General features: G+C 39.1%; 12 protein-coding genes. 11 read left to right on the top strand and 1 reads right to left on the bottom strand.

The features are described from left to right. Positions 1-186: 186 nt before the first annotated feature. The 9 genes from spoIID (at position 187) to BKP37_RS14790 (ending at position 9,707) form a co-directional block, all read left to right on the top strand. Complete coding sequence (gene spoIID, locus BKP37_RS14830; protein ID WP_071310403.1) at positions 187-1,209, top strand: stage II sporulation protein D; 1,023 nt, start codon at positions 187-189, stop codon at positions 1,207-1,209. Positions 1,210-1,746: 537 nt separating this feature from the next. Beyond that, a complete protein-coding gene (gene spoIIQ / locus BKP37_RS14825; RefSeq protein WP_071310402.1) occupies positions 1,747-2,559 on the top strand; it encodes a stage II sporulation protein SpoIIQ in 813 nt (270 codons plus the stop codon). A 510-nt stretch (positions 2,560-3,069) separates the two neighbouring features. After that, positions 3,070-3,357 carry a sporulation transcriptional regulator SpoIIID gene (gene spoIIID / locus BKP37_RS14820; protein ID WP_071310401.1) on the top strand — a complete coding sequence of 96 codons (288 nt, stop codon included), beginning with the start codon at positions 3,070-3,072 and terminating at the stop codon, positions 3,355-3,357. 108 nt (positions 3,358-3,465) lie between these two features. Further along, positions 3,466-4,470, top strand: coding sequence for a rod shape-determining protein (mreB, locus tag BKP37_RS14815; RefSeq protein ID WP_071310400.1), 1,005 nt, complete (start codon positions 3,466-3,468; stop codon positions 4,468-4,470). A 184-nt stretch (positions 4,471-4,654) separates the two neighbouring features. Further along, positions 4,655-5,476 carry a flagellar hook-basal body protein gene (locus BKP37_RS14810; protein ID WP_071310399.1) on the top strand — a complete coding sequence of 274 codons (822 nt, stop codon included), beginning with the start codon at positions 4,655-4,657 and terminating at the stop codon, positions 5,474-5,476. Between the two features lie 30 nt (positions 5,477-5,506). After that, on the top strand, positions 5,507-6,352 hold the full coding sequence (locus BKP37_RS14805) for a flagellar hook-basal body protein (RefSeq protein WP_071310398.1): 846 nt from the start codon (positions 5,507-5,509) through the stop codon (positions 6,350-6,352). A 69-nt stretch (positions 6,353-6,421) separates the two neighbouring features. Continuing rightward, positions 6,422-6,685, top strand: coding sequence for a DNA-directed RNA polymerase subunit beta (locus BKP37_RS14800; RefSeq protein ID WP_071310397.1), 264 nt, complete (start codon positions 6,422-6,424; stop codon positions 6,683-6,685). A gap of 126 nt (positions 6,686-6,811) precedes the next feature. Next, positions 6,812-7,240 carry a 3-hydroxyacyl-ACP dehydratase FabZ gene (gene fabZ, locus BKP37_RS14795; protein ID WP_071310522.1) on the top strand — a complete coding sequence of 143 codons (429 nt, stop codon included), beginning with the start codon at positions 6,812-6,814 and terminating at the stop codon, positions 7,238-7,240. Between the two features lie 784 nt (positions 7,241-8,024). Beyond that, complete coding sequence (locus BKP37_RS14790) at positions 8,025-9,707, top strand: putative bifunctional diguanylate cyclase/phosphodiesterase (RefSeq protein ID WP_169823157.1); 1,683 nt, start codon at positions 8,025-8,027, stop codon at positions 9,705-9,707. Between the two features lie 14 nt (positions 9,708-9,721). Here BKP37_RS14790 and BKP37_RS14785 read toward each other — a convergent pair whose 3' ends face one another. Next, positions 9,722-10,774, bottom strand: a complete 1,053-nt coding sequence (locus BKP37_RS14785) for a glycosyltransferase family 4 protein (protein WP_071310395.1) — start codon at positions 10,772-10,774, stop codon at positions 9,722-9,724. A 207-nt stretch (positions 10,775-10,981) separates the two neighbouring features. Between BKP37_RS14785 and BKP37_RS14780 the strand changes: the two genes are divergently transcribed. After that, positions 10,982-12,748, top strand: a complete 1,767-nt coding sequence (locus BKP37_RS14780; RefSeq protein WP_071310394.1) for an N-acetylmuramoyl-L-alanine amidase family protein — start codon at positions 10,982-10,984, stop codon at positions 12,746-12,748. 1,199 nt (positions 12,749-13,947) lie between these two features. After that, complete coding sequence (locus BKP37_RS14775) at positions 13,948-14,520, top strand: class D sortase (RefSeq protein ID WP_071310393.1); 573 nt, start codon at positions 13,948-13,950, stop codon at positions 14,518-14,520. Positions 14,521-14,905: the final 385 nt, after the last annotated feature.

The raw sequence follows: 14,905 nt of genomic DNA, 5'->3' as shown, positions 1-14,905 counted from the left end.
AAACAACATTTAAACTTATGTAGCTCCATTTAAGTAAATGATGAAATTCACTCACTTATTAGACTCTGAATTTAAAGGTCTATTTTCTTTGAAACAGTCATAAACTCCGTATAGACAATGGAATATTAGCTGCAATTATCGTCTACAAATCTTAGTCCAATTTCAAAAACTGGAGGCGTATAGGCAATGCGACAACTAATCATAATCGGTGCAATTCTATGTAGTATCATTTTAATTATTCCTACGATGCTTGTACTAGCATTTAAAGGAGATGCACAAGAGCAAACGGTAAACTCCGCAGTCGTGCAAACATCAAACGTAACAAATACGGAGGAAGGTTCAATAGGAGTTCCAGAAGATTTATCAGTGGCCGTTTTTCGGACAAAGTCAAATGTCATCGAAGAAGTTGATTTTGAAGACTATATTGTTGGTGTGGTATCTTCAGAAATGCCAGCAGATTTTTCACTTGAAGCACTAAAGGCGCAAGCGCTAACAGCGCGTACCTTTATCATTAGACATATGTTAAATCCGCTAGATACCAATATACCAGAAGGGGCCATCGTATTAGATACAGTCATTCATCAAGTTTACCAAAACGAAGATGAACTTCGAAAAAAATGGGGCAAAGATTATGAACGGAGACATTCGAAAATCTTAGAAGCAGTTCAAAGTACGCGTGGGCAAGTGATCACTTATGAGGGTGAACCAATTACCGCAACCTTTTTTTCTACGAGTAACGGCTATACAGAGAATTCAGAGGATTACTGGCCAAATGAAATTCCGTATTTGAGAAGTGTCGAAAGCCCGTGGGATACCCAATCGCCTCGGTATGTCGCTGAAAAAGTGATCTCAACGCAACAATTTACGAATGCATTAGGAGTACAACTTCCTAATGATGGAACTGTAGGTGAAATTACAGCTCGTACAGATAGTGGCAGAGTAGCAACTGTAAACATAAGTGGAAAATCATTCACAGGTCGCGAGATTAGAGAAGCGTTAGATCTAGACTCTAGTGATTTTCGTTGGAAGCGAAATGGGGACAATGTCGTCATCGAAACTAGAGGCTGGGGGCACGGCGTTGGCATGAGCCAGTATGGAGCTAATGGATTGGCCAAAGAAGGTAAAAGCTATCAAGAAATTATCCAACACTATTACCAAGGTGTCCAAATTTCTTCTGTAGAACCGTTTATGACCGCTCTGGCAGATTAATTAGGTTATTACGAGAACGCATAGATTTTCATTACGAAAATCGTATGCGTTTTTTTGTATTTGGAGAGTTCTGTTAAGTTTGTTTCGGTTTTATAAGGGAAGGGCATCAAAGGCTTGTGATGGTGCTCATATCACTTCAAAAGACTGATTAAGTGGACACCAGTTCCGTTATTTCAATAAAACGCGCGATTCTTAGAAGTTATCGGACATCAGATCCTTTATTTTGTATGATGAGCGCCATTTCTTAAAGGATTTAAGCAAATAGCGGAACCACGGTCCGAAAATGGCAAAAAATTGATGTAATTCTTAAAATAACGTACTCAGTGTCCGTCCCCCCTCCTTAACAAACCTCCAAAAGCTAATCACGAGAAAGCACACCCTCACAGTGCAAAATTTAGCATAAACTGCCTCAAAACTTTTACAAAAAACTATGAATAATTTTGCTAACCTTGTCGAAAAATAAAAATTTAATATTTTTTATAATTGTGTATATAATTCCGTTAATTTGATCAGACTGATTGCTGAGGTGATGATTAAATGAGAGAAGAAAATCAATCTTCTAAATTAACAAAAATGAAGGCAAACCTTCAAAAAATGATGAAAAAACGTTGGGCTTTACCTGCAGTTTATCTTGGTTTAGGAGCAGTTGTTTTGAGTGGTGTCCTTTATCTTCAAGGAACAGCTAATGTAACTCAAGAACAACCAGTTGTTGACGATGAAGGCTATGAAACTGGTGCAGATATTGATGTGAATTATGAAGATGCATTCCCAGTTGCAAAAGTCGATGAAGTGATCAAAATGCCAGTTGTCAATGAAGATGAAGTGAAAGTAATCGGATATTTCTTTGATTTTGATGCTACAGAAGAAGAACAGAAAAAAGCTCTCGTACTTTATGATAATACTTACCGCCAAAATAAAGGCATTGATTTAGCAATGGAGAGCGGTGAAACATTTGACGTAACTGCAGCATTAAGTGGTACTGTTGTTAAAGCCGAAGAAGATGCATTGTTTGGTAAAGTTGTTCATATTGAACACGATAACGGTGTAGTCACTGTTTATCAAAGCTTAGATGACCTAAAAGTTGAAGCAGGTCAATCTGTAAAACAAGGTGATATTATCGCTCAAGCTGGAAGAAGTCTTTATAACAAAGACGCAGGTGTACATGTACATTTTGAAATTCGTCAAGACGGTACTCCAGTAAACCCAATGGATTTTTTCAATCAAACAGTTTCAGCTGTAGATGTTAGTGACAATGCAAATGATCCAAATGAAGATGAAGAAGAAACTGAAGAAGCAGATGAAAAAGATATGGAAGAACAAACTTTTGAATTAGAACTAGAACAAAGCTAATATAATTTTACGACAAAACAGTCCTCTAACTTTGAGGGCTGTTTTTTTGTCAATGTAAGAAAGGCATAAAATTTATGTAGGTCGAAAGGTGTCTAGCTCTAGGCGCCATCAGCTCGATATATTCTTCTTTTCTAAAGAAAACTTAAAATTATCAAAAAAAGGGACATTTTACAAATAAAAACCCTTATTTTATCACGTTTTATGCATATATACCCGTCTCCCTTAATAAAATGTTACAAATCATTAGATTAAACGAAGGGTCCAAAGAAGTCAGGTGATGGAAAATGTAAATAAAAGTTCCTCTCTACATAAGACAGGATGTGTTTAAAAAGTCCTAAATGATAAAAGACGAGTGAGACTGGTATAAAATAAATTTTCTACAGGAACTTCTCCTCACTCTTTTTTCTGATTTTACTGACTTTTTGAACGTGCCTTATTATGAAGAATGAATTTTCCTAGCAATCTGTCACACAGCCTTTTGGACCCTCACGAATTAGGGAGGCGAGAGGTGTGCACGATTACATCAAAGAACGAACAATCAAGATTGGCAGGTACATCGTCGAAACAAGGAAAACCGTAAGAACGATCGCAAAAGAATTCGGAGTTTCCAAGAGCACAGTTCATAAAGACTTAACAGAACGATTGCCTGAAATTAATCCAGAGCTGGCAAATGAAGTAAAAGAAATTTTAGAATATCACAAATCAATTCGCCATTTAAGAGGTGGAGAAGCGACAAAAGTAAAATATCAGAAAACGACAGAACCAGCATCAAAGAAATTTGCAGAAACTCAACAGTAAGAAGAAGAAAATCATATCCCTGCAATGACAATATATGATAAAATAATACATTGGATACAAACTAAGAGTGAACAATGAAACGGTTACTAAAAGCAGGGAGGAAAAAACATGTTTGGCAGGGACATTGGAATTGATTTAGGGACAGCAAATGTTCTCATACACGTAAAAGGAAGAGGAATTGTATTAAATGAGCCCTCAGTAGTCGCAATAGATACAAAAACAAGTAGAGTTTTAGCTGTTGGAGATGAAGCATTTCGCATGGTAGGCCGTACTCCTGGAAACATTGTTGCCCTTCGTCCTATGAGGGATGGTGTAATTGCGAACTTTGACCTGACAGAATCAATGTTAAAGCATTTTTTAGACAAAATTAATGTGAGGGGTTTTTTAACTAAACCGAGAATTTTAATTTGTTGTCCAACAAACATTACATCTGTTGAGCAAAAAGCAATTCGTGAAGCGGCAGAAAAAAGCGGTGGAAAAAATGTTTATTTGGAAGAAGAACCGAAAGTAGCAGCAATTGGAGCAGGAATGGATATTTACCAACCAAGCGGTAACATGGTCGTAGACATAGGCGGTGGGACAACGGATGTTGCTGTATTATCAATGGGCGATATTGTCACCGCCTCTTCAATTAAAGTCGCAGGGGACAAGTTTGATCAGGAAATCTTACACTACATAAAGAAAACATACAAACTACTGATCGGCGAACGTACAGCAGAGCAAATTAAATTCGAGGTAGCAACGGTGTTTCCAGGTGGACGGAAAGAAGAAATTGACATTCGTGGACGTGACTTGGTCAGTGGACTTCCAAGAACGATTACCGTATACTCAGAGGAGATACAAAAAGCGCTTGAAGAGCCAGTTTCTCATATTGTACAAGCTTCAAGAAGTGTATTAGAACAGACACCACCAGAGCTTTCAGCAGATATTATCGACAGAGGTGTAATTATCACAGGTGGTGGAGCATTACTACATGGCATTGATTCACTACTTGCAGAAGAGTTAAAAGTACCAGTCCTAATTGCAGAGGATCCTATGCACTGCGTAGTCAAAGGGACAGGCCTATTATTAGAAAACTTAGATAAAATCGAAAAACGTAAATTTAAGATTTAGTATAACGTTCGGAGTGTCTGGTCGTATTTTTTCCAGATGCTCCATAATTTACATATTAATTTTCATAGGAACCTACCGATATATATGATAGATTAAATGATTGAAAGTGATTTTATCATGGAAGTTAGAAAGGTATCTAGCTACAGTCGCCTTGCGCTTTCCATAAAAATAACGAGGTGAAAACATGATCCGTGGATTTTATACGTCTGCTGCTGGAATGATTGCTCAACAGCGCCGTCAAGAAATGTTAACGAATAATTTAGCTAACGCAAATACGCCAGGTTTTAAAGCAGACGATGCTTCCCTTCGTTCTTTTCCAAACATGCTCGTAAAAGCAATGGGAGGCGATAATCGTCCTTTAGGCAATTCTCATCATGTTGGTGAGTTAAGTACGGGAGTTTATTTACAAGAAAAAACATTGAATTTCCGCCAAGGCGACATCCATGAGACGAATAACAGTACTGACATTGCGCTTTTTCAAGGTGTCGTTCCGGTAAACGAAGAGACAGGACGTCCAGGAGCATTGTTTTTCACAGTTGAAAATAACAATGGTGATACTCGCTATACTCGTAACGGAAGTTTTACAGTCGATGGACAAGGCTTCTTAACGACTGGTGAAGGATTTTATGTCCTTGATAACAACGGAGATCGAATTCAAGTTGCGAATGAAGATTTTCGTGTTTCACGAGAAGGTATCATCTTTAATGATGTAGGTGAAATTACGCAATTAAACGTTGCGTTTGTGGAAAATCCAAATCTACTTGTAAAAGAAGGGAATGGGTTACTCCGTTATGAAGGTGAAGAGCCTGTTGGTACAGCAGTCGGAAATGGTGCGATTACGTATCAACTTCAACAAGGCTTTATTGAGCGGTCAAATGTTGATGCAACGCAAACGATGACGGATATGATGACGGCTTTTCGCGCCTTTGAAGCAAACCAACGAGTACTTCAGGCATACGATCGTAGCATGGAAAAAGCAGCTAACGAGATTGGAAGAATCGGATAATGAACTTTATTTGAAAAAACGAGGTGCAAAATGAATCAATCGATGATCACGGCATCTGTGACAATGGGCCAATTACAAAAAAAGTTAGATACAATTTCACATAATGTAGCTAACGTGAACACAAATGGCTATAAACGTCGCGATGTTCAGTTTCAAGATTTGCTCTTTCAACAGTTGAATAACCAAACCGTTCATCAGCAAGAAACCGGACGAAACACATCGAACGGGCTTCGTATTGGTTCAGGTGCCCGAGTTTCTCAAACGATTCTACGTATGGAACAAGGAGCCATTAATCAAACAGGGCGCCCGCTTGATATAGCAATTGGTGAGAAAGGGATCTTTTTTGAAGTTTTACCAACTGATGAAAATGAACCTCGACGCTTTACGAGGGACGGAGCTTTTTATCTCACGCCGAACCCTAATAATGCAGATGAGTTGTTTTTAGTGACAGGTGATGGTGACTTCGTTATGTCAGCAACTGGTAATGCTATTGCGATACCAGCTAATTACGACTCAATTAATGTTACTGAGACAGGTACCATACTTGTTACGTTAAAAGGAGAACTAGATACTGAGATAAATTTAGGTCAGTTACAACTTTTTCGTGTAACAAAGCCTCAATTATTAGAAAGTATCGGTGATAATTATTTTTCGTTCCCGGATCTTGAACAGCTTGGTCTAGGCTTCGATGATGTTTTAGAATTAGTTCCTGAAAACGAGGGGAAACTAATCCAAGGAGCATTGGAAGGGTCGAACGTTGACTTAGGCAAAGAACTAAGCGAACTAATCCTTGCCCAAAGAGCGTACCAATTCAACACACGCTCCATTTCAATGGCTGATCAAATGATGGGATTAGTAAATAACATTAGAGGCTAGTAAAGTTTGATATTTAGAGCGGAACCTATCAACAACTAATAATGCGTTCTAAATGAAGAAGGTGTATGAATGACAACTAATGAAAAAGAAAATAAAAATAGACAAGCTATACGTAAAGAAAAAGAAGAGAAAAATAAGCGTAATCGCCGCAAGCCCATTCGTCTTATTCCTATCTGGGTCCGTGTATTATTAGTAACATTAATCTTTGCGGCTAGCCTTGTTGGTGGAGCAATGTTTGGCTACGGGATTGTCGGAGATGGTAACCCTACAGATGTACTAGGAAAAGGACCATGGCTGCAAATTCACGACATCATATATAAAGATATTGAGTAGTCCATGACGGGTGTTTTTTACACCTATCATGGGCTTTTGTATTTTGGGAGGTGGATGTAGTACACTTACATTTGTGGTACAATTATAATAATATCAGTTACTATTAGGAGGTACTAATTCATGACTATGCTAGATGTTCAACAAATTAAAGAAATTATCCCGCACCGCTATCCATTTTTACTAGTAGATCGCATCGTAGAACTAGAAGAAGGGACACGTGCAGTTGGAATTAAAAATGTAACGGCTAACGAAGAATTTTTCAACGGACACTTCCCGGATTATCCTGTTATGCCAGGAGTACTCATCATCGAAGCACTTGCACAAGTTGGTGCAGTAGCTATGTTAATCAAAGAAGAAAACCGTGGACGTCTAGCATTCTTTGCAGGAATTGATGGCTGCCGCTTCAAAGGACAAGTGAAACCAGGAGACCAACTTCGTCTAGAAGTAGAAATCACTCGCCTAAGAGGTTCAATCGGCAAAGGAAAAGGAACAGCATACGTAGACGGCAAATTAGTTGCCGAAGCAGAATTAATGTTTGCACTAGGTGAAAAATAAAGTAAGAAGGCTGCCATTTGGGCAGCCTTCTTACTTTAGGGTGGCGCGCACAAAAACGGAGCCCGCGCACAAGCGACAAGGGATCGCGCACAATCGGTGTGGCGCGCACAAAAATGGGAAACCGCGCACAATCGACAAGGGATCGCGCACAACCGGTGTGGCGCGCATAAAAATGGAAAACCGCGCACAATCGACAAGGAACCGCGCATAACGAAGGAAGAATCGCGCATAATCGGTGTGGCGCGCACAAAAATGGAAAACCGCGCACAATCGACAAGGAACCGCGCATAACCGAGGTTGAACCGAGCACAATCGACAAGGGATCGCGCATAACTGAGGCTGAACCGCGCACAACCGACAAGGGGTCGCGCACAACCGGTGTGGCGCGCACAAAAATGAGAAACCGCGCACAACCGAGGTTGGACCGCGCACAACCGGTGTGGCGCGCATAAAAATGGAAAACCGCGCATATTCGACAAGGAATCGCGCACAACTGAGGTTGAACCGCGCACAAAAATCGTAACGTTTCCCCCACTACAAACAAAATTCCTCTATATAATCTTACAAATCGCTATATAATCTGACAAAAAAAATCGAAATTATCGGGTGAAATTTATTCACAACATATAGTCGCTCCTTTCGTATGCTGATATACTAAAATAAAAGGGTTGTTTTAACATCTGAAAGAAAAATTATCTCTACAGGAAAAAACTTCCCGAACGTACGTTAAAAAAGGAGGTGAAAGGCAGCGATTCTCGCTAGCCTAAATAAGATGAGAGAATATGTGAAAAAATTTGCCATTGATTACAATAATGTCTGGAAACTTTTTTGTCACATGAACGACGGTTTGATTATTACAAATTCTAACCAACAAATTTTAGCTGCCAATCCCACTTTTCAAAAAATTACAGGATATACTTATGAAGAGCTTTATATGCAAAATCCACGTATTTTCCAATCAGGTCAAACACCACAATTTGTCTTTGACGAGATGTGGGAAGAAATTATGGAAAAGGGAACATGGACTGGTGAGCTCGTGAATAAGAAGAAAAACGGTGATCATTATTGGTCGTATATCACAATAACCCAAATCAAAAAAGAAAATTTAGAAGACACCTACTATATCGGGATCATCCGTGATATTACTTCTAGAAAGCTAGCAGAGCAAAGTATTTCATACCATGCCTTCCATGATAATTTAACAGACTTACCAAACAGAGTTCATTTCAACCAACTTCTAATGGAGCAAATTAACGAACATAAAACGAACGGAAAAAAATTAGCAGTTATGTTTTTTGACTTAGATCGTTTCAAGATGATTAATGATACGTTTGGGCATCAATTTGGCGATGAGATGCTAAAGGGTGTTGCCAATCGTTTGAAATCAATTTTTGAAAAAAAAGGTACGATCGGTCGTTTTGGTGGAGACGAATTTACGATGTTTATACCAAACATCGAATCTAAAAATGAGGTTACGAGTTTTATCAGTGAAATTTTTAAAAACTTCTCTGAATTACCAATTATGCGTGTGGAAAGAGAACTTTTCATCACGGCAAGTATAGGCGTTAGCATATATCCAGATCACGGAATTGATGCGGGTACGTTAATTAGAAATGCAGATATCGCAATGTATTGCTCAAAAGAAGAAGGAAGAAATAATTATCAGATTTATGACGATACCATGAGTCAAGGGACGTATCAACAGTTAGTTATAGAAACGGACTTGCGAAGTGCGATGGAAAACCAAGAATTTAAAGTTTTTTATCAGCTCCAGGTCGATGTCGATACTTGCATTCCATCTGGTGTTGAGGCGTTAGTTCGTTGGCAGCATCCAGAGCGTGGTTTAGTTCCACCTAATGAATTTTTATCTATTGCCGAGGAAATGGGCTTAATTGTCGATATCGATGATTGGGTGTTAAGAACCGCTTGTGAGCAAATAAAAAAATGGAACGATGCTGGGAATGCTCTGCAAGTTTCCGTAAACATTTCAAGAAAGCAATTCGAACGAAAAGAATTTGTAGACATCGTAAAGCAAGTGATCCGCGATACCGGAATTAACCCAGAACACTTGAAATTAGAAATCACTGAAAATATAGCAATTATCAACATCGCTGCCGCTGTGAAAAAACTGCAAGCACTTAAACAACTAGGTGTACAATTTGCACTAGACGACTTTGGTACAGGTTATTCGTCGTTAAGTCAGTTGAAAAATTTTCCGATAGATACGTTAAAAATTGATCAATCTTTTGTGAAAAATAGCAATGGACACGATGAAGATGCCGTGATCGTGAAGCTTATCATTGCTATGGCCAAAACTCTTAACCTTACTGTTACATGTGAAGGAATTGAGACGGAAGCTCAGTTAGCTGTGATTAGAGAAGAAGGCTGCAATCATGCACAAGGCTACCTCTTTTCAAAACCAGTCCCAGCTGAAGCGCTAGAACGAATGCTCTTATGTGGTGTCTGAAAAAAGATTAACGTCTAACTACGAGACGTTAATCTTTTTATCATCGTTATAAATGGCTTTTTCTGACCGATCAATCCAATCAATTCAGCCGTAATATGTACAAATAGCAGTAACAAACCAATGATTAAAAACGAAACCCATAATGTAGTGTTTGAGAAAATAATCGCACTAATGCCAAAGAATGCACCCATACCATAAATAATTAAAACGGTAGTTCGATGACTAAATCCCAACTGTAAAAGACAGTGATGAAGATGAGACCTGTCAGGGGATGTTAATTTCTGTTTGTTCAAAAGCCTTCGTATGATAGCAAAATATGTATCGAAAATCGGAATCGATAATATTAACACAGGAATAATAAAGCTCACTAACGTAAAACTTTTGAAAAAACCGAGAATGGAGATAATCGAAATAAAATAACCTAAAAATAATGAACCAGTATCACCCATAAAGATTTTTGCTGGATAAAAGTTAAAAACTAAAAATCCTAACGTACTTGCCATTAATAATAAGGTAACCGTCGCGACAAACACTTGTCCATTAATGATCGCCATAAACAAAATTGCTGCTAGAGCGATTGTGGAAACGCCACTTGCCAACCCATCTAACCCATCAATTAAATTTACCGCATTTGTAATCCCAATTATCCAAAGCATTGTAAAAATATATTCTAACATTCCAAGTTCAACTCTATGTAACATCGGTAAATAGATGAACTCGACAGTCAATCCCGAAAAGACGACGATTGCGGCAGCTGCAACTTGCCCAGCTAATTTTATTTTGTAAGTTAAGTTAAACTTGTCATCAAGTACCCCGATAACAATGATGATACAAGCCCCCAAAAAAATTGGCATTAAATATGGATTTGTAGGACTCACGTACATAAATCCAACTAAAAAACCAAGAATAATGGCTAGCCCCCCTAACCTTGGCATCTGGGTCATATGGATTTTCCTCTGATTAGGCTGATCCACTATTCCAAATTTCAATGCAATTTTTTTCACAAATGGCACCGAGCACAAAGATACAACTAAAGAAATTAAAAAACCTACGATATATAAACTCATTACAAACCCCTTCGCCTTAAGGTTTCTCCAAAAAAACGTTCATAAATATTATTTTTATCTTTTCTTTTTTTATGGAAATTTATACTCAGTGAGATGGTGCGAATGAACTTCTTATAGAACTATCGTAATATTTTTGTCTAATCTACTAGACTTTAGTGGAAAAATGTAGTTTATTTAGTATATATGTGAAATCTGAGAGGTGGTAGTTTGAGAAAGTTTGTACTTATTTTTTCTGTGATTCTAATTGCAATGTTTAGTAGTATTCAGTTTAATAGTCAACCGGCTAAGGTTTACGGTGACAATAGTAGAGTAGCGGTTGGAGAAGTGACTGCTTCTTTATTGAACGTCAGAAGTGAGGCAAACGCGAATGCGAGAAGGATTGCACAGCTTCCAAGAGGGACGAAAATTTCAATTTTTGAGATGGGTGTTAACAAAGATTGGTTAAAAATTAAGGTTAACAACCAATGGGGTTTTGTTCATAAAGATTTCGTAACGATTACTGAAACCTTTACCCAATCTAATCAAGTAAAAGTCGCTGATGGTCAAGTGACGGCATCTAACTTAAATGTAAGAAGCCAAGCTAGTGCATCTTCTCAAAGAATTGGAGTACTTGCAAATGGAACAAAAGTGGAAATTTTTGAAACAGGCGTGAACAAAGATTGGTTAAAAATTCAATTTAACAATAGTTTGGGTTATATACATAGTGATTTTGTAACAATTACTCAAAGTAATACGAACCAATCATCAAACCAAATTGTTAGTAAAGGTCAGGTAACAGCAACGAGCTTAAATGTAAGAAGTCAGGCAAGCACTAGTGCAACAAGGTTGACAACTTTACCACAAGGTACGCAAATCGATATCTATGAAACCGGCGTCAACAAAGATTGGTTAAAAATTAGAGTCAACAACCAATGGGGCTATGTTCATAGTAATTTCGTTACGATTACTCAAGGAAACAATAATAGCCAGGCACCAGCAAATGACCAAGTTATTGCTAAAGGCCAAGTTACGGCAACGAACCTAAACGTAAGAAGTGAGCCCAACGCAAGCGCAAGCAGAATGACAACACTACCGCAAGGAACGCAAATTGATATTTTTGAAACTGGAGTAAATAAAGACTGGTTAAAAATTAAGGTTAACAACAGTTGGGGCTATGTTCATAGTGATTTTGTCTCGATGATTCAAGGTAACAGTCCATCACCTAGCCAAGTCATAGAAAAAGGCCGAGTGACTGCAGCATCGCTGAATGTCAGAAGCGAGCCAAATGCGAATTCTACTCGAATTGGTACACTAACTTCGGGAACTCAAGTGGACATTTATGAGATCGGTGTAAATAACGATTGGTTAAAAATTAAACTAGGAAACGAATGGGGTTACGTTCACCGTAATTTTGTAAGTATTGGAAGTGCCCCGCAACTTGATACATCTAAGTTGAGAAATAAAATCATCGTCATTGATCCTGGTCATGGTGGAAACGACCCAGGGGCAGTTGCTCATGGGTATAGGGAAAAAGATATCGTTTTAAAAATGTCATTATTTTTAAAGCAAAAGTTAGAACAAGCTGGAGCAAAAGTAGTTATGACACGTTCTAGCGATGTATTTGTCTCGCTTAGTAATAGAACGGCAGTAGCAAAGAATGCCAATGCTGATATCTTTTTAAGTATTCATACGAACTCCTCAACATTTGAATCGGCTCATGGTACAGAAACTTTTTGGAATCGAAATTACGAACGGCACAACAGCGAAAAGTTAGCCTCGAGCCTACAATCTAAGTTAGTTCAAAACTTAGGACTGAGAGACCGTGGTGTAAAAGAAGCAGGATTTGAAGTGATTAAATACACGCAAATGCCAAGTGTGTTAATCGAACTTGGATTTTTAACAAATAAAGCCGAGGCGCAAAAATTAGCAAGCTCGCAATTTCAGGAGCAAGCAGCTCAAGCAATACTTGAGGGATTACTAGATTACTATAAATAAAAGGTAGCTAACAAGAGGTGCATAAAATGAAAGAAATAAAATGGGGTTCCCCACTTAGCTTCGCTTGTATCGGAGTATTTCTGATCGGCCTTTCATTACTACTCGATACGATTTGGAAGTATTTTTTAAGCTTTGGATAAGAATACAAAAAAGTGTCCGCAAACCGCGGGCACTTTTTTTCTGTAACTTTTTCCGCTCAGTTGTGCGAGAAAATAAATTTATGCGCGCTTCTGTATGAAATGTGCGCGAATTCATGTCGAATATGCGCGATCCCGTGTCGAATATGCGCGTTTCCTAGAATTTGTGCGCGCCCCGATGATTTGTGCGCGATAATTCAAAAATATGCGCGCTCCCATGTCGAATGTGCGCGATTTCCAGAATTTGTGCGCGCCCCGATGATTTGTGCGCGATCGCGAGCAGTTTATGCGCGAAAATTTAAAAATATGCGCGATCCCGTGTCGAATGTGCGCGCATCTCAGAATTACTGCGCGCCCCGATGGTTTGTGCACGAACGCGAGCAGTTTCTGCGCGAAAATTTAAAAATATGCGCGATCCCGTGTCGAATGTGCGCGATTTCCAGAATTTGTGCGCGCCCCGATGATTTGTGCGCGATCGCGAGCAGTTTATGCGCGAAAATTTAAAAATATGCGCGCTCCCGTGTCGAATGTGCGCGATTTCCAGAATTTGTGCGCGCCCCGATGGTTTGTGCACGAACGCGAGCAGTTTCTGCGCGAAAATTCAAAAATATGCGCGCTCCCGTGTCGAATGTGCGCGCATCTCAGAATTACTGCGCGCCCCGATGGTTTGTGCACGAACGCGAGCAGTTTCTGCGCGAAAATTCAAAAATATGCGCGACCCCGTGTCGAATGTGCGCGATTTCCAGAATTTGTGCGCGCCCCGATGATTTGTGCACGAACGCGAGCAGTTTATGCGCGAAAATTCAAAAATATGCGCGCTCCGGACCACTTCCCATCGATAAATCCTGTATTTCCAATCCTTCCCCCAGTCCCGTATAATAGGAATGTTAGCGCTTAAACTTGACTATTTACCTATCGATCAACTTTATAACCGCTGCATTTGATGGATTCTACCCAATATAAAATTCGTGCAGTGACCTTGAAGCATTCCGTTTAATGTATAATTTAAGATAAACATCACGGCTGCCGCAGCCTTCTAAAAAATGAAAAGGGGAGATTATCTTGGCAAGATGGTTAACGATCATCCTAATCACAGCAGGGGTTATTCTAGTTTCAGTTAGTCTATATCAAATTTTTGAGGGGAAAAAGGATGTTTCGGTTGCGATGAAAGAGGCGGAAACCATTGTCTCGCAATCTAAAAACCAAATTGAAACACAAGAAGAAGTCGTCTTCACCCCTGAACCAAATGATGTGATTGGAATTATTTCGATCCCGAAACTTAACAAAGAGCTACCGATCATTGCAGGGACAGAAGAGGAGCAGCTAAAAAGGGGAGTCGGCCACTTTAGCGGGTCAAAATTTCCTGGGCAAGATGGGCAAATTGTCTTATCAGGGCATCGCGATACTGTGTTCACTGGACTTGGCGATTTAATCGAAGGTGACGAAATCATTTTGAAAATGGAATACGGCACGTATACTTACTATTTGCAGAAAACCTATATCGTTGATGCAGATGATTTGACCGTGATCGACCCTACAATAGACGAAGAAGTATTAACTCTCACAACATGCTATCCGTTCAGGTACGTAGGTGACGCCCCGGAGCGTTACATTATCGATGCAGTTAGGAAGTAGTGTGACTGCAAGACGGCTGCTAAGCTTTAGGATAAGAAAAAAGTGTCTAGCTCTGCAACCTATCAAATAAAAATCTGCTCTTCTCTCGTCTGCCAGACTCACTGTTATTTCTTACGTGTTTCTGATCAAACAAGAAGAGGTACACGAGGCCACTGAAAAAGTGAATGTTTTTGAAAAACGAATGATTATAGGGGGGGGAAATGTCTCCCTAACCCTCAAACGAGCCTTAAAAGCAATTCTAGAGGCTCGTTTTTTGAATATTATTTTTCAGAAAAAAATTTGGACTTTTTCAGCAGTCTCGAGGTACACCTACTCTTCTTTTCCGCGTCCGACCTTCGCATCTCTGTAAACTCTAACCTATGTGTGTTAAAATAAAGACAAGCAA

It is taken from the genome of Anaerobacillus alkalilacustris (genome assembly GCF_001866005.1).
In the GTDB taxonomy this organism is placed as follows: domain Bacteria; phylum Bacillota; class Bacilli; order Bacillales; family Anaerobacillaceae; genus Anaerobacillus; species Anaerobacillus alkalilacustris.
Note: the sequence above shows the minus strand (reverse complement) of the source record. Positions and strands in the feature narration are given on the sequence as shown.